The organism is Prochlorococcus marinus str. MIT 9515 (assembly GCF_000015665.1).
Lineage (GTDB): Bacteria > Cyanobacteriota > Cyanobacteriia > PCC-6307 > Cyanobiaceae > Prochlorococcus_A > Prochlorococcus_A marinus_P.
The window spans coordinates 1,188,503-1,211,486 of the sequence record NC_008817.1; the positions used below are offsets into that span (position 1 = coordinate 1,188,503).

The window sequence follows — 22,984 nt, forward strand, 5'->3', positions numbered from 1 at the left end:
TAAAGAGCACAAAAAAATAATGACTAAAAGAACATTTGGTGGAACATCAAGAAAAAGAAAGCGTGTATCTGGCTTTAGAGTAAGAATGCGTTCTCACACTGGAAGAAGAGTTATTAAGAGCAGAAGAAAAAGAGGGAGAGATAGAATAGCCGTTTAATAAAAATAACCATAATGGCCTTGCCCAAAGCTATGCGTTTAAAAGGTCATAGGACTTTTGATTACATTCATAAAAACTCTGAAAAATATTACGGTAAATTAATGACTTTTAAAATAGCGAGGTCAAATCCAAAAATTCTTATTTCTCATAAAAATTTTAATAGTTTAAATAATTTTAAAATTGCAATCGCTATAAGTAAGAAAGTTTCAAAAAAAGCAGTTGTAAGAAACAAAATCAGGAGACTATTGCAGGATTACTTTTTAAAAAACTTTAGAAAAGATAAGAACCACAAACCTTATTGGTTACTTGTTAACCTTAAGTCAAGTGACTCTTGCAACTATGAATCCAAACTACTGCAAGAATTTCAACACCTAATTTTTAAGTCAGGTCTTTTAAATGATTAACATAAATGAAGAATCCTTTTATGAAGGTGGTCCCGCCAAAAGTGATTTAATAATAAATCTATTTGCTGGTTTAACCCTTCTTGGCCTTCCTTTTACTTTTGCAGCGATAGTTAGAGCCTTGTGGTTGAGATATAAAATCACAAATAAAAGAATAACTATTGATGGCGGCTGGTTTGGGAAAAATAAAACACAAGTATCTTTAAGTAATATTGAAGAGATAAGATCTATCCCTAGAGGTTTTGGATCCTATGGAGATATGGTTCTAATACTTAACGATGGTTCTAAGGTTGAGATGAAATCTTTACCTTTATTCAGAGAAAAACAAAAGTTTATTGAGGAAAATATGATAAAAAGATCACAAACATTGAATCTCAATGAGGTTGAAGGATTTGCTACGAAATCTTGAAAATTTTAATTACAAAAGTGTTTTTATCCTGTAAGATAAAGTTTCAAATAAAATTTTAATTGTCTTAGTATTGTGATCGGGTTCATTTCAGAAAAACTACTAATCCCGATTCTAGATTTTTTCTATGGATTAGTTCCAAGTTACGGATTAGCAATTGTTGCACTAACTGTTGTAATTAGAATTGCGCTATTCCCTCTCAGCGCAGGATCTATAAGAAGCGCTAGAAGAATGAAAATAGCTCAACCTGTAATGCAAAAGAGGCAAGCGGAGATTAAATCAAAATTTTCAGGTGATCCAAAAAAACAACAAGAAGAACTTGGTAAATTAATGAATGAATTTGGTAGCCCTCTTGCAGGTTGTTTACCTTTAATAGTTCAAATGCCTGTTTTATTTGCCTTATTCGCGACACTAAGAGGTTCACCATTTGCAGATGTTCCTTATAATATAAATCTAAAAGTTTTACCCCAAGAACAAATAGCAGCTATTGATCCAAAACCCTATAAATCCCCAAGACATTCTATATTTGTAACAGAAAAGTCCCATTTCCCTGTTGTAGCGACATTACCTAACGGCACAAAACTAGGTTCTGAAGAGTCAGTAAAGATAAACTTGCAGACAACTAATGGTAATAGTTATTCTGAAGTCCTTTCAAAATATGATAATGGCTCAAAATTTCTTCCTACTTGGACAGTTTCAAAAGGTTCAGAAAACATCAAGGTTTCTCAAGATGGTTTAGTTACGGCTATCAAACCTGGTGATGCAACTATAGAAGCTAAAATTCCTGGCCTCGCTGCAAAAAGTGGATTTTTGTTTATAAAAGCTCTTGGTCAGGTTGGATTCTATGTGGATGGTTCAATAAACTGGGATATAGCTACATTAGTTGGGGCTTTCGGATTAACCTTGCTTCTATCACAGGTTTTATCTAGTCAAGGGATGCCTTCAAACGCTCAACAATCTACTGCAAACAAAATTACTCCAGTAATGATTACTGGAATGTTCTTATTTTTCCCTTTACCTGCAGGTGTATTGCTATATATGGTTGTAGCGAACATTTTCCAAGCTTTTCAAACTTTTCTTCTTAATAAAGAAGCTCTTCCATCAAACTTACAAAAAATTCTGGATGAACAATTAATAAATAAAAATAAAGTAATTCCTTCTACTGCCAATGTCTCAGATAAAAGATTACCATTTGAACCTAACAACAAAAAATAATCATATCTCTTATCAAAAATAATGGATTCTTGGAGTAAAAATTTAGAATTACTTATCAAATCAAGAACTCCTTTAATTTGGATAAGAACGAAAGAAGAAGAAAGACTATATAAAATTCTCAATGAATCTTTTAAAAAATTAAACATAAAGAGATTCGTATCATGGGATTGTGTTAATGGAATCAAAGGTTTACTCAATGAAAATGGTAAATTTTCAAACAATCCGCTAGGAGCTCTTAATTGGATAAAAGAACAAACCTCTGAATTACCAACAATATTATTGGTTAAAGACTTTCATAAATTTTATGATGATCCATCTATCAGTAGAACAATAAAAGAATTATCTTTTTCACTTCGAGAAACGAGCAACAACTTAATACTTAGTTCTCATATATTACCCTCATCAGAAGAGCTTGATGATTTAATTACAATAATAAATTTACCTTTACCTGATCTCAATGAATTGACCTATCTTATAAAAAAAATAGCTTTCAATACAGATTCAGATTTAAGCGAACAAGACTTGAACGAACTTGCAATAGCATCAAGTGGTTTAAGTGAAACAAAACTGAAGCAAGTAACTGCTAAAGCTCTTACTCAAAGAGGAAAAATAAGTAAAGATGATATTAAGGACATTCTTGAAGAGAAAAAACAAGTTATTGCCCGAAGCGAAATTTTAGAGTTTTTTGAAAGCAATTCAACCCAAAATGAAGTTGGAGGATTAAAAGTATTAAAGGTCTGGCTTAAACAAAGATATAGAGCTTTTTCAAAAGAGGCCAGAGACTACGGACTTCCAATTCCTAAAGGAGTCTTACTAGTTGGACCTCAAGGGACAGGAAAATCATTAACTGCCAAATCTATTTCTCAAAGTTGGTCAATGCCTCTTCTTAGACTTGATGTGGGAAGATTATTTTCAAGTCTTGTTGGATCAAGTGAAGCAAGAACAAGAGAAACAATTTTAAGAGCAGAAGCCATGTCACCTTGCATTCTTTGGATTGATGAAATAGATAAGGGATTTGGGGGAGATGCGAGAAGTGATGGAGGAACGAGTCAAAGAGTTTTAGCTAGTTTGTTAACTTGGATGGCCGAGAAAGAATCGGCCGTATTCGTTATTGCGACCGCTAATGCAATTGATAAGCTCCCAGCAGAGTTATTAAGGAAAGGTAGATTTGATGAAATATTTTTTCTTGATTTACCGAATTCTGAAGAGAGATTGAGTATCCTTGATTTACATTTAAAAAAAAGAAGACCAAGTTATAATTTTCCCCTTTCAACAATAATTGATCGCACAGAAGGTTATTCTGGAGCGGAACTTGAACAAGCAGTTATTGAAGCTATGCACTTTTCATTTGATGAAAAAAGAGAATTAATGGAAAAAGACTTAATTAAGGCTGTTTCTGAGTTAGTCCCGCTATCAAGAACAGCTAAAGAGCAAATTGATTTCTTGAAACAATGGTCTTCCACAGGGAGAGCACGTTCTGCCTCATAATTTATTTTTAATTTGAAAAATACAAACAAAGTTAGTAATCCCTTACTTAATTAATTTTTCAGCAAAAAGCTCTGATAATTATTTGAGATAAACTATCTTATTAAGAAATAAAAGATTAAAAAAAGAGTGTTAGATCAAAAATTAATAAGAGAAAATCCAACATTTGTGGAAAATAATTTATCCTTAAGAGGTAAATTTTATGATATTCATTCCATACATAAGATTACTGTAGAAAGAAAGGAAATTGATATCAAAATATCAAGCCTACAATCAGAGAGTAAAAAATTAAGCAAAATAATTGGCCAAGAGATAAGAAATCCCAATAATGCTAATTCTCAAGAACTCAATAAATTAAAAGAACAAGGAAATAAATACAGAATAAAAGTTTCAGAATTTGAAGAAAAAAAAAGAATACTAGATCAACAAATCCGAGATGAAATATTAAAACTACCTAATTTCCCAAGTAAAGATGCACCATTTGGAGAAAACGAAAGTAATAATATTCAAATAAAAGAATGGGGAGATCCGCTAAAAAAAGATAATCTTAAAACTCATTGGGAAATAGGTGAAAATTTAAAGCTATTTGATTCCATAAAATCAACAAAAATTGCAAAAAGTCGTTTTATTACTCTTTCAGGCAATGGCGCAAGGCTGGAGAGAGCTTTAATTAATTTTATGCTAGATGTTCATTCAAATAATGGTTATTTAGAGTTAATGCCTCCAGCGTTAGTTAATTCAGAAAGTCTTCAAGGATCAGGTCAACTACCTAAATTTTCAAATGAGAGTTTTAAGTGTGCTAATGATGACTTATGGCTCTCTCCAACAGCAGAAGTACCTCTGACTGCCTTTCATAAAAATGAGATTATTGATCCAAAACTTTTGCCTTTAAAATACGTAGCTTATAGTCCTTGTTTTAGGAGAGAAGCTGGTAGTTATGGAAGGGATACAAAAGGGTTAATAAGACTTCATCAATTTAATAAGGTTGAATTATATTGGTTTAGTGATCCAAATAAATCTTTAGAGGCTCATAAAGAAATAACTGCGGACGCAGAGAGTATTTTAAAAAAACTAAATTTACCATACAGATTAGTAGATATTTGCACTGGAGATTTAGGTTTTTCTTCTAGCAGAACTTTTGATCTTGAGGTTTGGTTACCTAGCAATAAATGTTACAGAGAAATATCTAGTTGCAGTAATTGTCGAGACTTTCAGGCTCGTAGATCATCAATAAGAACAAAAATTGATAAGAAAACTTCATATATCCACACTCTAAATGGAAGTGGTTTAGCTATAGGAAGAACAATGGCAGCAATTCTTGAGAATGGCCAGAGACCTGATGGAAGTGTAAAAATTCCTGATGTTCTTGTTCCATACTTTGGATCATCTTTAATAAAAACTAACTAAAATATAATAATGAATGTTTTAACCTCAATAACAGTATTAGGATTTCTCATTTTTTTTCACGAAATGGGTCATTTTCTTGCGGCAATATTCCAAGGGATATACGTTGATGGGTTTTCTATCGGATTTGGGCCTTCAATAATACAAAAAAAATATAAGGGCATTACTTACTCATTTAGAGCCTTTCCCCTTGGGGGATTTGTTTCTTTTCCAGACGAAGAAATCAATAACATTGATCCAGAGGATCCAAATCTTTTAAAAAATAGGCCAATAACTCAAAGAGTAATAGTTATATCTGCTGGAGTGTTTGCTAACTTACTTCTTGCTTATACAATTCTAATAATAAACGTAACTTCTATTGGAATTCCATACGAGCCAGATCCAGGAATTTTAGTTTTAGCAATTCAACCAGAGAAAGCTGCTTTTAAAGCGGGTTTAGAACCTGGCGATAAAATTTTAAAAATTGATGGAAATGTATTAGGTATTGGCGATCAAGCTGTTTCTACTTTAGTGAGTAAAATTCAAAGTTCATCAGAAGAATCAATATCAATTGAAATTGAGAGAGAAAACTCTAATCAAAGCCTAATTTTGATTCCTCAAAGCATTGAAGGGAAAGGCACAATTGGAGCGCAATTACAGCCAAACATTAAAAAAGAAACAAAAAAAACTAAAAATATCAAAGAACTTTTTCAATATACCAACAAAGAGTTTTCTTCACTATTAATCAAAACAATACAAGGTTATAAGGGATTAATTACAAATTTCTCATCAACAGCTCAACAATTAAGTGGCCCAGTAAAAATTGTGGAAATTGGAGCACAATTATCTGAGCAAGGTGGTACTGGAATATTATTATTTGCTGCCTTGATATCTATAAATTTAGCCGTTTTGAATTCTCTTCCATTACCACTACTTGATGGAGGTCAGCTAGTTTTTACCCTTATTGAAGGATTAAGAGGTAAACCCGTTCCAGTTAAAATCCAAATGGCTGTAACTCAATCAAGTTTTTTTCTTTTGGTAGGACTAAGCGTATTATTAATAATAAGGGATACCAGCCAACTACTAATAGTACAGAGACTGCTAAATCAATAATTTTTTTAATTTTGTTAGCTTAGCTGTTAATATAAATAAATAAATAAATTTAATCAAAAATTTAATGGCAAAAAAATCAATGATTGCTAGAGAGGTAAAACGTAAAAAACTAGTAAAAAAATATGCTGTCAAGAGAAAATCGTTATTAGATGAATTTAATGCTGCAAAAGATCCTATGGAAAGATTAGAAATACATAGAAAAATACAAGGGCTTCCAAGGAACTCAGCTCCTACAAGAATTAGGAATAGATGTTGGGCGACTGGTAAACCAAGAGGTGTTTACAGAGATTTTGGGTTATGCAGAAACCAATTAAGGCTTAGAGCTCATAATGGAGAATTGCCGGGTGTTGTAAAATCTAGCTGGTGATTATAGAAAATTTATAAATTTTGAAAAATTTTTTTTAATTTTTAATTTTGCTTAAAAACAAGTATTACCAACTGATTAAGATTATTACCACGGGTAATCAAAAAATTATTTTAAAACCTTATCTAAATAATTTACTCAATATGTCCCTACGAGATGTAAGAATAAATTGTGTATAGATTTATAATTTAAAAAGTGGAAGGAAAAAATACGTCGATCACGTTTGACGGACGAGAGATACGACTAACTACAGGACTATATGCTCCTCAAGCAAATGGAGCCGTAATGATTGAATGTGGTGACACATCTTTATTAGTTACTGCAACAAAAACAAATAAGAAAGAAGCTGCAGACTTTCTCCCTCTAATATGTGATTACGAGGAGAAATTATATGCTGCAGGAAGAATTCCTGGTGGTTTCATGAGAAGAGAAGGCAGGCCTCCTGAAAGAGCCACTTTAATAGCAAGATTAATAGATAGGCCAATGAGGCCCCTTTTTCCAATATGGATGAGAGATGAGATACAAATAGTTGCTTCTTGCCTTTCACTTGATGAAAGAGTACCTGCTGATGTATTAGCGGTGACTGGAGCATCTCTAGCAACATTATTAGGAGAAATCCCATTTTACGGACCAATGGCTGCCGTGAGAGTTGGATTATTAGGAGATGATTTCATCTTAAATCCAAGTTATAGAGAAATCGAGAAAGGTGATCTTGATATTATTGTCGCAGGGTCCCCTGAAGGAATTGTGATGATTGAAGCAGGTGCAAATCAACTTTCAGAGCAGGATACGATCGAAGCAATAGATTTCGGATACGAGGCAGTAACCGAACTTATCAAAGCTCAAGAAAATCTTCTTAAGGACTTAGGTATTAAACAAGTTAAACCTTCAGAACCAGAAGTAGATAATACTTTAGCTGCATATTTAGAGAAAAACTGCACAAAACCTATTGATTTAGTTTTAAAGAAATTTGATCAATCTAAAGAAGAAAGAGATTTGGAATTAGAAAAAATAAAGCTTGAAGTTCATAGCAAAATCGATTCCCTTAAAGATGACAATCAATTAAAGGTTCTAACTTCAGAAAATGAAAAATTAATTCATTCTGATTTTAAAAAACTAACCAAAAAGTTAATGAGGTCTCAAATCATTAATGATGGTAAAAGAGTCGATGGAAGAGATCTTGACGAAGTTAGAAAGATATCGGCAAAAGCAGGAATACTCCCTAAAAGAGTTCATGGATCTGCCGTATTCCAAAGAGGTCTTACTCAAGTTTTATCAACTACTACACTTGGAACTCCAAGTGACGCACAAGAAATGGATGATTTAAATCCTAGTACTGAGAAAACCTATTTACATCACTACAATTTTCCACCTTACTCCGTTGGAGAAACGAGACCTATGAGAACCCCTGGGAGAAGAGAGATCGGCCATGGGGCTTTAGCAGAAAGAGCAATAATTCCAGTACTCCCAGGGAAGGAAACATTCCCGTATGTTTTAAGAGTAGTTAGCGAAGTATTAAGCTCTAATGGTTCAACCTCAATGGGATCTGTTTGCGGCAGTACACTTTCGTTATTAGATGCTGGTGTTCCATTGAAAGCTCCCGTAAGTGGAACTGCTATGGGTTTAATTAAAGAAGGTAAAGAAGTTCGGATACTTACTGATATTCAGGGAATTGAAGATTTTCTTGGAGATATGGATTTCAAAGTTGCTGGAACTGAAAAAGGAATCACTGCATTACAAATGGATATGAAAATTACAGGATTACCAGTTTCTATAATTTCCGATGCAATAAAAAAAGCTCGCCCAGCAAGACTGCATATTTTAGAAAAAATGCAAGATGCAATTGATAAACCTCAAGAATCATTATCACCTCATGCTCCAAGACTTTTAAGTTTCAGGATTGATCCCGAGCTTATCGGAACAGTTATTGGACCGGGAGGTAGAACTATCAAAGGTATTACTGAAAGGACTAATACCAAAATAGATATTGAAGATGGAGGAATTGTAACTATTGCTTCTCATGATGGAGCGGCTGCTGAAGAAGCTCAAAAAATAATAGAGGGCTTAACACGAAAAGTCCATGAAGGAGAGATCTTCTCAGGAGTAGTAACCAGAATTATTCCAATAGGAGCATTTGTAGAAATTCTTCCTGGGAAAGAAGGCATGGTTCACATTTCGCAATTATCTGAGGCTAGAGTTGAAAGAGTTGAAGATGTTGTAAGGCAAGGAGATGAAGTAACTGTCAGAGTAAGAGAAATTGATAGCAGAGGTAGAATTAACCTTACATTAAGAGGGGTTGCACAAAATGGCGGGATGTCTTACCCAGAACCGACTCCTACTCCAGTAGCTCCACTTAACTAAGTTATAAAAGGGTAAATATCATATTTTTTAATTATTTCTTTTATCTGAAAACAAATTTTTGAGTGCATATTTTTATTATTTGAGGCAATAATTATACCTGCCTGATCAAAATTTGCTTTTTCATAACAAAGTTCCTCATTTTCTAAGTTCGTAACAGCTCCACCAGCTGTTTTTAAAATGACCTCTGGAGCGGCAAAATCCCAATCCTTTGGGGAACTTTTGTCTGGCAAGCTTAAAGAGATATAAATATCACTTTCACCTCTAATTATTGAAGCAATTTTGCAACCAATGCTTCCCATAGTTACAACATTCTTAAAGCAAATTTTATCAATTAAATTCATCAGGGTTGGATTACTATGATTTTTACTTGTTACCAAAGTCATCTCACAAAGACTTTTATTGGGAAATGAATTTAGTTTTAGATTTATATGCTGTCTTCTATCGCACCAAACATTCACACCATTTGATATCCATAATTCGTCTCTTTCTGGAATTAGGACAACTCCCAGAAAAGGTTTATTTTTAAAGTTAAGGGCAAAGTGCATTGCATAATTATCTGTTCCTTGTAGAAAGTCTTTTGTACCATCTAGCGGATCAAGTATCCAAACCCAGTCAGAATTGATATCGCAATTATTAGGATCAGCCTTTGCATTTTCTTCACTTAAATATTTCCAACCGATACTTGGATATTTAGATTGCATTCTTTTAAGAATTAAATCATTTACGTCTAAATCAGCTTTTGTTACAGGATCTTTCTCGTTTCCATTTTTAAGGATATTCTTCTTGTAGTCTGATTTCTTAAGAATTTGCGAATATTGAAGCAAAATATCTGCAGCCTCCCAGCTGAAAATTCTCAGATCATCGATAAGATTATTAATATCAACACCTTCTGGTAATTTAACCACTTAATGAATAATAAATTCTCATTATCGCACAGAAATCAAGAACCAGAAAATGGTGTTTTATATTTAGTTGGAACACCGATAGGTAATTTAAACGATCTCTCATTAAGAGCTATAGATATTCTAAAAAATGTTTGTTTAATTGCCTGTGAAGATACAAGGCAAACAAAAAAGATAATGAGTAAATTTGGAATCAAAAATCATCTTATTAGCTTTAATAAAGATAATTCTTTTAAAAAAATTCCTTCTTTAATAAGTGATCTGATTGCAGGAAAATCTATCGCTGTAGTTAGTGATGCTGGGATGCCAAGTATTTGTGATCCAGGAGAAGATTTAGTTAGCAAAGCGAAGTCCCTTGGAATAGATGTTGTTTGTGTACCTGGTCCATGTGCAGCAATAGCCGCGCTTGTTTCGAGTGGATTGCCATCATCTAAATTCATCTTTGAAGGTTTTCTACCCAAAAAACAAAGTGATAGAAAAAAAATTCTCTTAGAAATTAGTAATAATGAAAAGACCACAATATTATTTGAATCTCCTAAAAGACTTAATAAACTTTTGAGAGAATTAAAAGAGTTCTGCGGAGGTGAAAGAGAGATTCAAGTTTCAAGAGAATTAACGAAGAAATTTGAGGAGCATATAGGAAAAAATATCAATATGGTTTTAGAGTTTTTTGAAGGGAAAACAATTGTCGGGGAAATAACCATTGTTATAAAAGGCATTAATAAAACAAAAAAACTAAACTTTGATGAATCACTTATAAAAAAAGAACTTTATGCATTAATTGATGCAGGTCTAAGTTTGCCAGCAGCTTCAAAATACCTAGCAAAAAAAGAAAATCTTACTCGAAAGATAATTTATAATTTATATTAATATCATAAGAATAAATAATTATGATCAAATGCATAACTTAGTAAAAAAAATATTTTTTTTAGCTACTTTCAATTCTTGTCTTTTTATTATATTAGTTACTGGAATACAAAATAGTAGCAATACCAGTAAGGTTGATTTATTAATAGATAAAACTATATCCTTACCAATTGGATTTATAACTGGAACAAGCTTTATAACTGGTTCTCTTTTTGGAAACCTCCTCACAGTAAATTTTTATAAAAAAAGGAAATAATAATTTACCTTATAATGATATTAGTGTATTAGAAGAAACTATCCTTGTAATTCCTCTAGATATCAAAAGTGGTGCGACAATTCTGAAAACATCAGTATTTGGGACTTTAATAACTTTTTGTTCTTTTGAACAAGAGCGTTTTGCAATTTTTAAATCATAAAATATTTCTATAGTTGTTCTTTTTAATTCCTCTTTAGAAAGGAATTGCCAATCAGGATAATCATTAAGAAGTTTAGTTTGTAATTCAATTTTATTATCAACAATCATGAAAACAACTTTTGGGAAATCTATATCTGAAAGAGGTATTGATGATAAGTCCTTTTGAGTTATGTTATCAATTTCATAATTTAGAGGTGCAACCTCCACAAACTCATTAAAAGTAAAATCTGATTCATCATCCAGAGAAGTAATCTTATTTGCTTCTTCATGGGAAATATCTCTTTTTGAAACTTTCTTAGTAAGTAGATTTTTCTTTTCAATTGAAGATTTCTCTGACCCAATTAATAATCCTTTGGAGATTTTACTTTTATCTATCAAACCTTGATAAGTTTTTTCACCTAGATTTTTCTTTAAATATCTAGAGATTGTTAATTTAGTAGAACAAAATTCGTCTACTATATCATTGATATTCTTTCCATTAATAAATTCTTGGGTTAATTGTTCCTTTTGTTTATCTGAAAGCCTTTTAGCCAAAATGAATAAATTATTTTTTTTAATTCTATATATTAATTTAATATAAATTTATTTTTTCAAAAATGATTTAGGATAACTTTATAAATCGTGACTATAGAAAATAACAGCGCATGGATTAAATATTAATAAAAAGAATTTTATATATAGTATTTAAATTTGAAAAATTACTGGTTGCAAGTGCGAGGCTGTATTAAGATAATAAGGTTATAAATAAAGTTAATTTATTTCTGTTTTTCAAGATTTTGTTAACTGAGTGAAAAGCTGAGTAACTTAAAAACATGAGAAACATTAGCTTCCTTAGCTCAGCTGGATAGAGCAACTGCCTTCTAAGCAGTGGGTCAATGGTTCGAATCCATTAGGAAGCGTGCAAAGATGCCGTAATGTAAAAAATATTTATCTGAAGTTAATTTTTCAAAAACATTTATAAATTCTATTTATCTAAGCGTATTTTAAATAAATAGATTTATTACTCACAAAAGGAAAATAAAATTTCTCCAAATATAAATTATGTAAAATTTATGAGCATATATTTCAGGAATTATCTCTTTTATGAGATTAAAAAAAACCAATTATTTCTCTTCATAATATTGATTTTTTCATGATATATATTTCGTTTATTTCTTGGATATACTGTTTGATTATAAGTCTTAGAGAAATTTAAATAAAGTTCTTTATCCTTATGAACCATCAAATGAAATGGCTGTACATCTTAATGGGCTAATTAAATTGAAATAATTAATAGTATAAGTTTTGTTCAAATATAAATCTTGCAAATTTTGTTCTCAAGTGATTTTTAAATGCCTGAGAAATCATTTTAGAAAAGAAGCAAGATTAATGAATTAGAAAAAAGATTTTCTTTAATTCCAAGATGTTAATTTTACTCATCCCAAACAGGGAAAACGTAATATTACTCTTCAGCATCAACTCATCATTAAACGCTATTAGATATAGCTTCATCTCTTTAATTTAAAACTTTTTAAACTTATATTTGTATTCTTTTTTTGCCCTATAAAACAATTAATACTAAAAAAAGCATCAACTCAACCATACTAAATTAACAAATAACTTATTTTGCCTCTTAACTAAGATTTATCGTTTCACATTTATGTAGATATAAATAATTTAATGTAAGAATAAGTGTTTTTTGTTGAATAATACCAGCAGGATTAAATAAATTTTTAGTAGATAAAGAAGATGGGAAAAAGATAGCTAGATAAATTAACTTTTTATTTAGATGAATACAAATCACTTTTATGAAGCTATATAATTAAACCTATATTAAATTCACAATGAAATATGTATTTTGAAAAAGTATTAATAAATAAAATAAAATTATGAATAAAAAAGCCTTAATTACTGGAGTTACCGGACAAGATGGGAGTTATCTAGTTGAATTTCTTTTAAATAAAAAATACGAAGTACATGGAATAAAGAGGAGAAGTAGTAGCTTAAACACGCGAAGGGTAGATCATCTATATCAAGATCCACATGAAAATAATCCAAGATTTTTTATGCATTATGGTGATCTAACTGACAGTACAAACTTAATAAGACTTATACAAGATATCTCCCCTGATGAAATTTATAATTTAGGTGCTCAAAGTCATGTAGCAGTTAGTTTTGAAACTCCCGAATATACTGCTAATTGCGATGCTTTAGGCACCTTAAGAATATTAGAGGCAGTTCGAGTATTAGGTCTCTCAAAAAAAACAAAAATATATCAAGCCAGCACTAGTGAATTATATGGTTTGGTTCAGGAAACACCTCAAAACGAAAAAACACCTTTCTATCCTAGAAGTCCATATGGTGTTGCAAAATTATATGCTTATTGGATTACGATTAATTATCGAGAAGCATATGGAATGTACGCATGTAACGGGATTCTTTTCAACCATGAAAGCCCTAGGAGAGGAGAAACATTTATCACGAGAAAAATCACAAGAGGGCTTGCGAGAATAGATGCTGGCCTTGAAAAACTTCTTTTCTTGGGAAATCTTAATTCAAAAAGGGATTGGGGACACGCAAGAGACTATGTGGAAATGCAATGGCTAATGCTTCAACAAAAGGAACCAAAAGATTATGTCATATCAACTGGGAGAGCAGAAAGTATAAGAAAATTTGCTGAGATAAGTGCATCTTATCTTGGCTGGAGTGATAAAGGAAAACCTGGGATAATTTGGGAAGGAGAAGGTTTAAATGAAGTGGGAAGAAGAGCTGATACTATGGAAATAGTTATCAAAGTTGACCCCAGATACTTTAGACCAACTGAAGTTGAATTTCTTCTTGGTGAATCAAAAAAAGCATCTCTAGAATTAGGTTGGACTCCAAACACTTCATTAGAAGAATTAGTAAAAGAAATGATAGAATCTGATAAAGAAGAAGCTAGGAAAGACTCTCTATTGAAAAAATCAGGTTTTCAAATAAATAATTCCCAAGAATAAAGATGGTTCATATTAGATGACACTAATAAATAAGGAAGAAAAAATATTTATAGCTGGGGGAAGTGGAATGGTTGGAAGTGCCATAATAAGAAAGTTGAATAATTTAGGATTTAAACATTTAATTTTCCCTAATAGTTCTGAACTTGATCTGAAAGATTCAAATTTAGTTTTTAATTGGTTTAAAAAAAATAAACCGGATATCGTAATTTTCGCGGCTGCTAAAGTTGGAGGAATATTTGCAAATAACACATATCCAGTTGACTTTTTATTAGATAACTTAAAGATTCAAAATAATGTTATTGAAAGTGCTTGGAAAAATAAAGTGAGGAGGTTACTTTTTCTTGGGAGTAGTTGTGTTTATCCAAAAAATTCAAGTCAACCCATAAATGAAGATGAATTACTAAAAAGTTCTCTTGAGAAAACGAACGAATGGTATGCATTAGCAAAGATTAGTGGAATTAAATTATGTCAGGCATTAAGAAAACAGTATGGATTTGATGCAATATCACTTATGCCAACGAATCTCTATGGTAAAGGTGACAATTATCATTCATCTAATAGTCATGTTCTACCAGCTTTACTTGATAGATTCCATTCACACAAACTTGAGCAAAAAAACTATATTGAATGTTGGGGATCTGGAAATCCAAGGAGAGAATTTATGCATGTTGATGACTTGGCAGATGCTTCAATTTTCGCACTGGAAAATTGGGATCCCAATAAAAATGACGCACCTTTAGATCAATCAGGAGAGCCATTAAATTGGCTTAATGTTGGCACAGGAATTGATTTGAGTATAAAAGAGCTTGCCGAGATGATTGCTAGTATCACCTCATTCAAAGGGAAAATCATTTGGAACAAAGATAAACCCGATGGGACATTTAGGAAACTTTTAAACGTTTCAAAATTAGAAAAATTAGGTTGGAGATCAAAAATATCTTTGGAGGAAGGACTACTAATTACGTATAAAGACTATAAAAAAGAATTAAAAGAGAACAAACTTAGAATTAAATAAAAACAATTCCAATTTAACAGAGTTGGGAAATCATTATGAGCATTATTTTTAAAAATTTTTTTTGGAATAACTTTTATAATAATTTTCCAAATTTAAGTATTTTTTGATAGAAATATTTTAAAAGATTGATTCCTATAAATCCTTTTTAAACAGCTATAAATACTGACTGACAAAAAAATTTGGTAACTATGCTGTAAACATTTAAAAATTAGATTTTTATTAATTGAGTTAATAAAAATCTTTGTAGTAATATTTTAATAATGTAGTTTAATATTAATGGAACAAAAAATAATTCCTATAATTTTATGTGGAGGGAAAGGAACTAGATTATGGCCGCTTTCTAGACAGAGTTATCCAAAACAATTTTTAGCTTTGCACGGAGATAAGAATAAGTCCCTTTTACAACAGACTCAGGAGAGAATATCTTTTTTAGAAGGTATTACTGAGCCAATAATAATTTGTAATGAGGAGCATAGATTCTTAGTAGCAGAACAAATGAGAGATATAAATGTAAAACCAAAAGCAATAATACTTGAAAATGAAGGTAAAAATACAGCCCCAGCAATTGCTCTTGGAGCTATAAAAGCTTTAGAAGAAGAGCAAGAAGATCCATTATTGTTAATATTATCTGCGGATCATATAATTAGAGATCTAAATGTTTTCTCAAAAGTTTTACAAAAAGGATGTAAGTCAGCATTAGAAAATAATTTAGTTACATTTGGAATAATTCCTAATCGCCCAGAAACAGGTTATGGATATATAGAAAGTGAATTCGTTCTTGATAAAAATAATATTAAAGGTAGTCGTATTAAAAGATTTATCGAGAAGCCAAACAAAGAATTAGCTCAAAAACTTGTCAAGTCAAATAAATATACTTGGAATAGTGGAATGTTCGTTTTCAAAAATAGCTTAATTATTAAAGAACTCAATAAACATGCACCCTTAGTTTTACGATATTGCAAAAAAGCAATAGGTAGTAGTGTTAGAGATCTTGATTTTATAAGAATTGATGGAGATTCTTTCTCTAAATCTCCTAATATCCCAATAGATATTGCCGTTATGGAAAAAACTAATTTAGGTTTAGTTCTTCCCTTAGATGCAGGATGGAGTGATATTGGTAATTGGGAATCATTATGGGATAACGAAAAGAAAGATTCTTTTGGCAATGTAATTAAAGGTAAAGTTTTTAATGAGGGATCAACTGACTGCTATATCAAAAGTGAGAATAGTCTTTTAGTTACTCTGGGTTTAAAAGATTTAATACTTGTTGAGACTTCTGATGCAATACTTGCTGCTAACAAAAATGAATTAAATAAAATAAAAACAGTATTAAATAAACTTGAAAAAAAAGGATACACGGAGGTCAATACACATAGAAAGATATATCGACCATGGGGTTCATATACTTCTTTAATAGAGAATGAAAAGTGGCTTGTTAAAAGTATTGAAGTCAATCCCGGATCAAAACTCTCCCTACAAATGCATCATCATAGGACTGAACATTGGATAGTAGTGAAAGGAACCGCACAAGTTGAATTAGACAATAGAAGTTTCGTTTTAAGTGAAAATCAAAGTACTTTCATCCCTTTAGGTTCAAAGCATAGATTAAGTAATCCTGGAAAAATTGATTTAACTCTAATTGAAATTCAGAGTGGAGATTATATTGGAGAGGATGATATTGTAAGGTTCAAAGACGATTACGGTAGAATAAATGATTAAAATAAGATTTTTATGGAAGAAAAAATATTAGTCACTGGTTGTGCAGGTTTTATAGGATTTCATGTATGTAAACAATTAATCAAAAAGGGGTTATTTGTTATTGGATTAGACAATCTTAATAATTACTACGATATTAGTTTAAAGAGAGCCCGTTTAAAAGAAATAGAAAATTTTTCAAAAAATAATATTAAGGGAGAATTCTTATTTATAAAAGCAGATTTGAAGGATGAAAAAATTTTAAAAAACATTTCTAAAGTACACTTACCAAAAAAAGTTATTCACCTTGCCGCCCAAGCAGGTGTAAGACACTCAATAGAAAATCCAAGAGCATATATTAATTCAAATTTGGTTGGGTTTGGTAATGTTCTTGAGTTCTGCAAGGATAACCAAGTTGATCACTTGATTTATGCAAGTAGCAGTTCTATTTATGGTGGTAATAAAAAAATTCCATTTTCTGAGAAGGATTTTGTTGACTATCCAGTAAGTCTCTATGCAGCAACAAAAAAATCTAATGAGCTAATGGCCCATTCCTATAGTCATCTTTTTAAACTACCCTCTACTGGAATAAGACTTTTTACAGTTTATGGTCCTTGGGGTAGACCAGATATGGCTCCAATGATCTTTACAAAATCAATTCTCTCCTCAAAGCCAATAAAAATTTTTAATAACGGCGAAATGTTTAGAGATTTTACCTACATTGATGATGTTAGTGAAGCAATACTGAAGCTCCTTCACCTACCACCAAAATATTTAAATGATGACAAAAATTTAAACTCTTCAGAATTACCTGAATTAACTCCACATAGGATTATAAATATTGGAAGTAGTAATCCAATAAACCTATTAGAATTTATAGATATTCTCGAGAGCGAGATTAATATAAAAGCAATAAGAGTATTTGAAAAAATGCAATTAGGAGACGTTAAAAAAACATATGCTGATACTTCTTATATAGAAGATTTAATTAACTACAAACCAAATACCTCATTAAAAAATGGAATAAGGGAATTTGTGAAATGGTATAAAAATTTTTATAAATTATTCTCTTAACCATTCGGGGATAATTTCACAAAGAATTTCAATCATTTTTTTATTATCATTATTTTTTAAATGTATAAATAAATTATCAAGTTTACCTTTTAAGTCATCGAAATCTAAAGATTTCTCAATTGCTTTAAAAATTAATGGATGATCTGTCTTTTGCGATTTCCCATCTATCAATAATTCTTCGTAAAGTTTTTCACCAGAACCTAAACCTCTATAGACAATTTCAATATCACCATCAAGATTTTCTTCATTTTTAATTTTAAGACCATTTAAAAGTATCATTTGTTCTGCAAGCTTTTTTATTTGCATAGGTTTTCCCATATCTAATAGAAAAACTTCTCCTTCCCCTTTTGCTAAGACAGAAGATTGAATAACCAAAGAAGCTGCTTCAGAAAGAGTCATAAAGTATCTTGTAACACTAGGATCTGTAACAGTTACTGGCCCTCCATCTTCTATCTGTTTTTGAAAAATAGGAACTACTGACCCAGATGAACCTAAAACATTCCCAAAACGTACCATAGAAAATACTAATTTTTCTTTATCTATTGAGTTTTTACATTTTTGCGCATAGCTACTTACGATAAGTTCAGATATCCTTTTTGTAACTCCCATAATACTTGTAGGCCTTACTGCCTTATCGGAAGAAATTAAAATAAGTTTATTAGTATTAAATTTATAAGCAAGTTTACAAACATTTAGAGTAGATTTTATGTTATTTTTAATAGCTTCTATTTGATTTTCTTCTAATAAAGTTACATGTTTGTAAGCAGAAGCATGAAACAATATATCAGGATTATGCTTTGTAAAAATATTTTGCATAAATTTATAGTCTGAAGTACTGCCTAATTCACAATAGATTTTTTTATTTTGAAAATTATTTTTAATTAATATATTTTTAAGCTCAAAAAGATTAGGCTCACTAAAATCAACTACAACAAGTTTTGAGGGGTTTAACGAAAGTATTTGTAAACTTAGCTCTTTACCAATAGAACCAGCTGCACCAGTAACTAATGCAACCTTATCTTTAATTCCAGGACCAAGCAAATTTTCCTTAGGAGGAACGATTTTACGAAATAATAGGTCTTCTAAAGATATAGGTTTTAAAAAATCTATTTTGTCTTTTCCATCTTCAATACTATTAATTGAAGGAATTTTCAATATTCTAATTCTAGGCTTTATTATTTTTATTTGTTTTAGAATATTCAACCATTGATTGGAATTAATAGATAAAGTTGAAACAAGTAATTGATCAAAATCTAAATTTGATATTTGCTTTAAAGATTTTACTTTAATCCCATTGATATCTCTGTTTTCTAACTCCGGATTCTCATCAATAAATGCAACAATATTATGCGATCCTGTTAAAAGAATTTGCTGACTTAGTAGAACTTCATTTTGTCCAGTTCCATAAATAGCAATTTTACTAACATTATTTCTAGGGGATATATTGAAAATAGTTATTAAATCCCTTACTAAAACTCTTAATGCGATTGTAAAAGAAGAGCTTAAAAAACATAAAAGTAACCAAAATTTAAAAGTATAAGAATAAAAACCTAATAAATAAAATATGATTTGTATAGATATTATTAATAATGTATTCTTAATTGCTAATTTATAAAAGCCGACACTCGAAGAATATCTAGTAAGGTGCTTGTAATAATTTCCAAAAATCAAATAGATTGAAGTAAAAAAAAGAAAAAACAGAAAGTATTTATACCTAATATTGTAGCTTAAATCTAATAACCATAATGAGGATATATATGAAAAAGTCAAAAGTATAAGATCACTACATATGAAGTAAATTTTTCTATGCTTAATTTTTAAATTCAGTAAATACCTTAATAGGTAACTTATTTTTAAGAATAAAAATCTATTCATTTCAAAAGAAAAATTTCAAGTTAACTTATTATTCATCGCTTCCTCAAAGGACAAGGCATATTTTTTCTCTAAATAATACATTATAATTAGACAAGACAAGATACTTACTATTTCGTAAACAAAATTTAATTTTATGTAAACAATGCCTATTATCGAAATTTGCAATATGTATATTAAAGCAACTTCTTGTTTTGATAATTTTCCTAAATATAGTCTTTGGTAGAGATGTTGTCTATGAGCTTTAAATATGTTTTGCCTTGAAAAAAAGCGCCTGAATATAGTAATTAAAGCGTCTCCGAAAAAGGGGCTTGCAATTAATAATAAGCCTACAATTTCTTTTAAATCATTAAACTGAAGAATATTTGCAACAAAATATACTCCTAAAAAAGTACTTCCTATATCTCCCATAAAAATTTTTGCTGGATTCCAATTCCAATAAATAAAAGTTGCTAATGAGCCTAAAAGGACAATAAGGGATATGTTTGAATTTAATTTATAATTTATTATTAGAAACAAAACAAACATACATCCAGCTACTAATCCATCTGAGCCATCCATAAAGTTCGTAAAATTAATTACTGCAGTAATAAAAATAAGAAGAAAAATTAAAATAAAAATATCTAATATTGGGTTTAATAAAAATAAACTAATATTACTGAATCCTAAAATAAGAAAAGAGGTTAATAATTGAAAAAGATATCTATATTTTGGCGAGACCTTTATTAAATCATCTAATAAACTTATAAATATGAGGGGTATACATAATAAAGATAATGAAACAATACCTTCAAAATTATTAAATGAAGCGAATATTAAATCATAAATTATTAGAGGAACTATAAAAGATAAACCACCGGCACTGGGAATAGGTTTTATATGTAAGCTTCTTTTATTAGGATTATCTAGAAAAAATATTTCAAAAAATTTAATACCATTTTTTAAAATAATATAAGAGGTAAATACACCTAAAAAAAAATATCCTAAATAAATAATATTTACCATATTTACTCGAAATCTTTTGAGAAAGGAAAACTTCTAGGTTTATTTCTCGTAATTTCACATGCCTTCTCGAAGCCAGATAAATCAGAACATATCCTAGATAATGCTGCAAAGGATTTCGGAGAAAAAATCATAACAGGAAGTATAGAAACTAAGAAAATTCTATTTGGGATTTTTAATATAATACATTTCCTAATAGGATCATTTTTATCTGATGCATTCTTTAAAGATTCTAAAATTTCATGATAATTTAAAATAATATCCCCACCCAAATTAATTAAATTATTGCTTACTTTACTTTTTTCTTTTAATAATTTAATCATTAAAAAATAAACAACTTCTGCCAATTGATATGCGTGAATAGGTTGTCTCGTTCCTGAATTAGATGGCAGACAAACTATCTTTAATTTTCTCATTATTAATAAAATTTTTTGAATATTATTATCCTTAATTTTATTTAAAGAACCATAAATCAAAGTTGGTCTAATTATCTGACAATTTATATTAAGATTTTTAGCTATTGACATTACCTTATGTTCAGATCTTAATAACTTTTTTGCTAGATTTCTATCATAATCGTTAGATTCAAATCTCTTGGTTAATGCAGAAGAGGAAGAACAAATAATAATTCCTTTAAGGTTTACCAATTTAAAATTTTGATGATAAAACAAATAATTTAAAAAAGAAGCAAAATGCCATATAGGAGCAAAACTTATTAATATAAATTCTTCATTGTCTAAAGGAGAAAAAGAGTCTGGCTTTTTTAAGTCAAGTTTATAACCTCTTTTTTTGTCTCTGGAAAAAGAGTATATTTTATATTTTGAATTTTGAAAATTAAAGAATTTATAAAAAGCTTCACCTGATAAAGAGGTTTTACCAAATAGATAAATATTCATACTTCATTAAATAATCTTGTTAAGATTCTTCGAATATATCTTAATATATAGGGTACAAAAAAACATATTCCAAATACATTTTTATAGCAATAAAATACTTCTTTCAGCCTTAAAATATTTTTTTGTGAGCTTATACCGTTTGTAGACATATTAACTAATTCTTTATTAAGAACTAATATTGAAATATTATCAATGCAACTAAACTTAAGAAAATAGTCCAAATCTGAAGCAAGTTGTAAATTCTCGGAAAAACTTGACAACTTCTCAAAAGCATTTGCATTAAAAAATGTAGCTTGATGGGGAGGAATCATTCCCAGAAAAAGACTTTTCCTAAATTTTTTTCTATCAAGGGATAATAAAAATTTATTTTCTAAAAAATATGATTTTCTTATTATCCCTTGAGTTTTAAAGTCTATATATTTTCCTCTGCAAATAAGAAGATCATATTTATTTTTATATGAATTTACTTCTGAAATAATATCTCCAAACGTACTTGGAGATATAGCCCAATCATCAGAACCCCAAAAAAGTACTAATTCATTATCTTTTATAGTTTTAAAACCCTGATTCATAGCACCATAAATTCCTTTATGATTTTTCTCTTGTTTAATAACATTTATTCGAGAATCAGATAAACATGAAGTCTCAATCCAATTAAAATGTTTTTTAGTTGAATCTCCATCAATAAATAATAATTTCCAGTCTTTCCAAGTTTGAATTTTTAATGAATTTATCAACTTAGGTAGAATTAAATATGTATTTAAAGTTGGAACAATTATTTTAATTGAGGTTATCATCTTTTAATTTAAAAAGCTTAGCAGGGTTACCTTTATAAATTCCATCTTTTTCTAGTATACCTGAGACTAAAGAACCTAAACATGTCACAGAACCTCTTTTTAAAATAGCTCCTGGGGCAATAATTGATTTTGCAGCTATCCAGCAATCATCCTCAATAACAATTCTTTCCAAAATTAAATTAAATAAATCTTTTTTATAGTTATGATTTCCAGTGCATAAATATACTCCTTGAGAAATACAAACTCTATTGCCAATTTTAACTAAAGCTAAATTATCTATCCATACATCTTCACCAATCCAACAATGATCTCCTATTGATAAATTCCATGGTTCAGAAATTTTTATATTTGTTTTTATTTTTCCTCCTTTTCCAATTTTAGCTCTAAAAATTCTTAAAATTAACTTCCTCCAATATGTTCCAGGAATGTAGCTAGAAAAAAGAGGTTTGCCAAAAAAATCCCAAATTAATTTAACTATTATTATTGAAATACTATTTTTTTTCTTTTCATATAAATTTAAATTTTGAAGTCGCATTATCAATAATTTCCTTATTTTAAATTTATATTAAACATCTTTAATTATTTTAAA

The 22,984-nt window shown here is 29.9% G+C and carries 22 protein-coding genes and 1 tRNA gene; 16 read left to right on the top strand and 7 right to left on the bottom strand.

Annotation, left to right across the window (positions count from 1 at the left end):
* Nucleotides 1-19 precede the first annotated feature (19 nt).
* The 9 genes from rpmH to P9515_RS06560 all read left to right on the top strand — a co-directional run bounded on the left by rpmH (nucleotide 20) and on the right by P9515_RS06560 (nucleotide 8,885).
* Nucleotides 20-157, top strand: coding sequence for a 50S ribosomal protein L34 (gene rpmH / locus P9515_RS06520; protein WP_011820659.1), 138 nt, complete (start codon nucleotides 20-22; stop codon nucleotides 155-157).
* A 14-nt stretch (nucleotides 158-171) separates the two neighbouring features.
* The gene (rnpA, locus tag P9515_RS06525) at nucleotides 172-561 is read left to right on the top strand and encodes a ribonuclease P protein component (RefSeq protein WP_011820660.1); all 390 of its coding nucleotides are present in this window, start codon (nucleotides 172-174) and stop codon (nucleotides 559-561) included.
* Nucleotides 554-967, top strand: coding sequence for a PH domain-containing protein (locus P9515_RS06530; RefSeq protein WP_011820661.1), 414 nt, complete (start codon nucleotides 554-556; stop codon nucleotides 965-967). Before rnpA ends, P9515_RS06530 begins: the two co-directional genes overlap by 8 nt.
* A 72-nt stretch (nucleotides 968-1,039) precedes the next feature.
* Nucleotides 1,040-2,179 carry a membrane protein insertase YidC gene (gene yidC / locus P9515_RS06535; protein ID WP_011820662.1) on the top strand — a complete coding sequence of 380 codons (1,140 nt, stop codon included), beginning with the start codon at nucleotides 1,040-1,042 and terminating at the stop codon, nucleotides 2,177-2,179.
* Nucleotides 2,180-2,200: 21 nt separating this feature from the next.
* On the top strand, nucleotides 2,201-3,667 hold the full coding sequence (locus P9515_RS06540; protein WP_011820663.1) for an AAA family ATPase: 1,467 nt from the start codon (nucleotides 2,201-2,203) through the stop codon (nucleotides 3,665-3,667).
* Between the two features lie 126 nt (nucleotides 3,668-3,793).
* Nucleotides 3,794-5,071: a serine--tRNA ligase gene (serS, locus tag P9515_RS06545; protein WP_011820664.1), complete on the top strand. Its 1,278-nt coding sequence runs from the start codon at nucleotides 3,794-3,796 to the stop codon at nucleotides 5,069-5,071.
* Between the two features lie 9 nt (nucleotides 5,072-5,080).
* Nucleotides 5,081-6,160 (top strand): RIP metalloprotease RseP, encoded by a 1,080-nt coding sequence (rseP, locus tag P9515_RS06550; RefSeq protein ID WP_011820665.1) that lies wholly within the window; start codon nucleotides 5,081-5,083, stop codon nucleotides 6,158-6,160.
* Between the two features lie 64 nt (nucleotides 6,161-6,224).
* Complete coding sequence (rpsN, locus tag P9515_RS06555; RefSeq protein ID WP_041710634.1) at nucleotides 6,225-6,527, top strand: 30S ribosomal protein S14; 303 nt, start codon at nucleotides 6,225-6,227, stop codon at nucleotides 6,525-6,527.
* Between the two features lie 192 nt (nucleotides 6,528-6,719).
* Nucleotides 6,720-8,885: a polyribonucleotide nucleotidyltransferase gene (locus P9515_RS06560; RefSeq protein ID WP_011820667.1), complete on the top strand. Its 2,166-nt coding sequence runs from the start codon at nucleotides 6,720-6,722 to the stop codon at nucleotides 8,883-8,885.
* Here the strand turns inward: P9515_RS06560 and P9515_RS06565 are convergent.
* Nucleotides 8,882-9,790 carry a 3'(2'),5'-bisphosphate nucleotidase CysQ gene (locus tag P9515_RS06565; protein WP_011820668.1) on the bottom strand — a complete coding sequence of 303 codons (909 nt, stop codon included), beginning with the start codon at nucleotides 9,788-9,790 and terminating at the stop codon, nucleotides 8,882-8,884. The genes P9515_RS06560 and P9515_RS06565 overlap by 4 nt on opposite strands.
* 3 nt (nucleotides 9,791-9,793) lie before the next feature.
* Between P9515_RS06565 and rsmI the strand changes: the two genes are divergently transcribed.
* Complete coding sequence (rsmI, locus tag P9515_RS06570) at nucleotides 9,794-10,657, top strand: 16S rRNA (cytidine(1402)-2'-O)-methyltransferase (protein ID WP_011820669.1); 864 nt, start codon at nucleotides 9,794-9,796, stop codon at nucleotides 10,655-10,657.
* A gap of 28 nt (nucleotides 10,658-10,685) precedes the next feature.
* Nucleotides 10,686-10,910, top strand: a complete 225-nt coding sequence (locus P9515_RS06575; RefSeq protein WP_011820670.1) for a hypothetical protein — start codon at nucleotides 10,686-10,688, stop codon at nucleotides 10,908-10,910.
* Between the two features lie 9 nt (nucleotides 10,911-10,919).
* On the opposite strand, the gene P9515_RS06580 is transcribed toward P9515_RS06575, so the two are convergent.
* Nucleotides 10,920-11,603, bottom strand: coding sequence for a hypothetical protein (locus tag P9515_RS06580; RefSeq protein ID WP_011820671.1), 684 nt, complete (start codon nucleotides 11,601-11,603; stop codon nucleotides 10,920-10,922).
* A gap of 291 nt (nucleotides 11,604-11,894) precedes the next feature.
* Here P9515_RS06580 and P9515_RS06585 point away from each other — a divergent pair.
* The 5 genes from P9515_RS06585 (at nucleotide 11,895) to P9515_RS06605 (ending at nucleotide 17,828) form a co-directional block, all read left to right on the top strand.
* Nucleotides 11,895-11,968: transfer RNA gene (locus tag P9515_RS06585), tRNA-Arg, on the top strand.
* Nucleotides 11,969-12,937: 969 nt separating this feature from the next.
* A complete protein-coding gene (gmd, locus tag P9515_RS06590; RefSeq protein WP_011820672.1) occupies nucleotides 12,938-14,044 on the top strand; it encodes a GDP-mannose 4,6-dehydratase in 1,107 nt (368 codons plus the stop codon).
* A gap of 16 nt (nucleotides 14,045-14,060) precedes the next feature.
* Nucleotides 14,061-15,059 carry a GDP-L-fucose synthase family protein gene (locus P9515_RS06595; protein WP_011820673.1) on the top strand — a complete coding sequence of 333 codons (999 nt, stop codon included), beginning with the start codon at nucleotides 14,061-14,063 and terminating at the stop codon, nucleotides 15,057-15,059.
* A gap of 276 nt (nucleotides 15,060-15,335) precedes the next feature.
* Nucleotides 15,336-16,778, top strand: coding sequence for a mannose-1-phosphate guanylyltransferase/mannose-6-phosphate isomerase (locus P9515_RS06600; protein WP_011820674.1), 1,443 nt, complete (start codon nucleotides 15,336-15,338; stop codon nucleotides 16,776-16,778).
* A gap of 12 nt (nucleotides 16,779-16,790) precedes the next feature.
* A complete protein-coding gene (locus P9515_RS06605; RefSeq protein WP_011820675.1) occupies nucleotides 16,791-17,828 on the top strand; it encodes an NAD-dependent epimerase/dehydratase family protein in 1,038 nt (345 codons plus the stop codon).
* Here the strand turns inward: P9515_RS06605 and P9515_RS06610 are convergent.
* From P9515_RS06610 to P9515_RS06630, 5 genes are all read right to left on the bottom strand, one after another.
* Nucleotides 17,817-19,499, bottom strand: coding sequence for a polysaccharide biosynthesis protein (locus P9515_RS06610; protein ID WP_049750656.1), 1,683 nt, complete (start codon nucleotides 19,497-19,499; stop codon nucleotides 17,817-17,819). The genes P9515_RS06605 and P9515_RS06610 overlap by 12 nt on opposite strands.
* A gap of 219 nt (nucleotides 19,500-19,718) precedes the next feature.
* Nucleotides 19,719-20,705 carry an MraY family glycosyltransferase gene (locus P9515_RS06615; protein WP_011820677.1) on the bottom strand — a complete coding sequence of 329 codons (987 nt, stop codon included), beginning with the start codon at nucleotides 20,703-20,705 and terminating at the stop codon, nucleotides 19,719-19,721.
* 2 nt (nucleotides 20,706-20,707) lie between these two features.
* Nucleotides 20,708-21,598, bottom strand: coding sequence for an NAD-dependent epimerase/dehydratase family protein (locus P9515_RS06620; RefSeq protein WP_011820678.1), 891 nt, complete (start codon nucleotides 21,596-21,598; stop codon nucleotides 20,708-20,710).
* The gene (locus P9515_RS06625) at nucleotides 21,595-22,395 is read right to left on the bottom strand and encodes a glycosyltransferase (RefSeq protein ID WP_011820679.1); all 801 of its coding nucleotides are present in this window, start codon (nucleotides 22,393-22,395) and stop codon (nucleotides 21,595-21,597) included. Before P9515_RS06625 ends, P9515_RS06620 begins: the two co-directional genes overlap by 4 nt.
* Nucleotides 22,379-22,930 (bottom strand): LbetaH domain-containing protein, encoded by a 552-nt coding sequence (locus tag P9515_RS06630; protein ID WP_011820680.1) that lies wholly within the window; start codon nucleotides 22,928-22,930, stop codon nucleotides 22,379-22,381. Before P9515_RS06630 ends, P9515_RS06625 begins: the two co-directional genes overlap by 17 nt.
* Between the last annotated feature and the right edge of the window lie 54 nt (nucleotides 22,931-22,984).

Excerpts from the sequence above, each read along its gene's own strand:
- rpmH (WP_011820659.1), top strand. The coding sequence starts at position 20 with ATGACTAAAAGAACATTTGGTGGAACATCAAGAAAAAGAAAGCGTGTA.
- rnpA (WP_011820660.1), top strand. The coding sequence starts at position 172 with ATGGCCTTGCCCAAAGCTATGCGTTTAAAAGGTCATAGGACTTTTGAT.
- P9515_RS06530 (WP_011820661.1), top strand. The coding sequence starts at position 554 with ATGATTAACATAAATGAAGAATCCTTTTATGAAGGTGGTCCCGCCAAA.
- P9515_RS06540 (WP_011820663.1), top strand. The coding sequence starts at position 2,201 with ATGGATTCTTGGAGTAAAAATTTAGAATTACTTATCAAATCAAGAACT.
- rseP (WP_011820665.1), top strand. The coding sequence starts at position 5,081 with ATGAATGTTTTAACCTCAATAACAGTATTAGGATTTCTCATTTTTTTT.
- rpsN (WP_041710634.1), top strand. The coding sequence starts at position 6,225 with ATGGCAAAAAAATCAATGATTGCTAGAGAGGTAAAACGTAAAAAACTA.
- rsmI (WP_011820669.1), top strand. The coding sequence starts at position 9,794 with ATGAATAATAAATTCTCATTATCGCACAGAAATCAAGAACCAGAAAAT.
- P9515_RS06575 (WP_011820670.1), top strand. The coding sequence starts at position 10,686 with ATGCATAACTTAGTAAAAAAAATATTTTTTTTAGCTACTTTCAATTCT.
- gmd (WP_011820672.1), top strand. The coding sequence starts at position 12,938 with ATGAATAAAAAAGCCTTAATTACTGGAGTTACCGGACAAGATGGGAGT.
- P9515_RS06595 (WP_011820673.1), top strand. The coding sequence starts at position 14,061 with ATGACACTAATAAATAAGGAAGAAAAAATATTTATAGCTGGGGGAAGT.
- P9515_RS06600 (WP_011820674.1), top strand. The coding sequence starts at position 15,336 with ATGGAACAAAAAATAATTCCTATAATTTTATGTGGAGGGAAAGGAACT.
- P9515_RS06605 (WP_011820675.1), top strand. The coding sequence starts at position 16,791 with ATGGAAGAAAAAATATTAGTCACTGGTTGTGCAGGTTTTATAGGATTT.
- P9515_RS06615 (WP_011820677.1), bottom strand. The coding sequence starts at position 20,705 with ATGGTAAATATTATTTATTTAGGATATTTTTTTTTAGGTGTATTTACC.
- P9515_RS06620 (WP_011820678.1), bottom strand. The coding sequence starts at position 21,598 with ATGAATATTTATCTATTTGGTAAAACCTCTTTATCAGGTGAAGCTTTT.
- P9515_RS06625 (WP_011820679.1), bottom strand. The coding sequence starts at position 22,395 with ATGATAACCTCAATTAAAATAATTGTTCCAACTTTAAATACATATTTA.
- P9515_RS06630 (WP_011820680.1), bottom strand. The coding sequence starts at position 22,930 with ATGCGACTTCAAAATTTAAATTTATATGAAAAGAAAAAAAATAGTATT.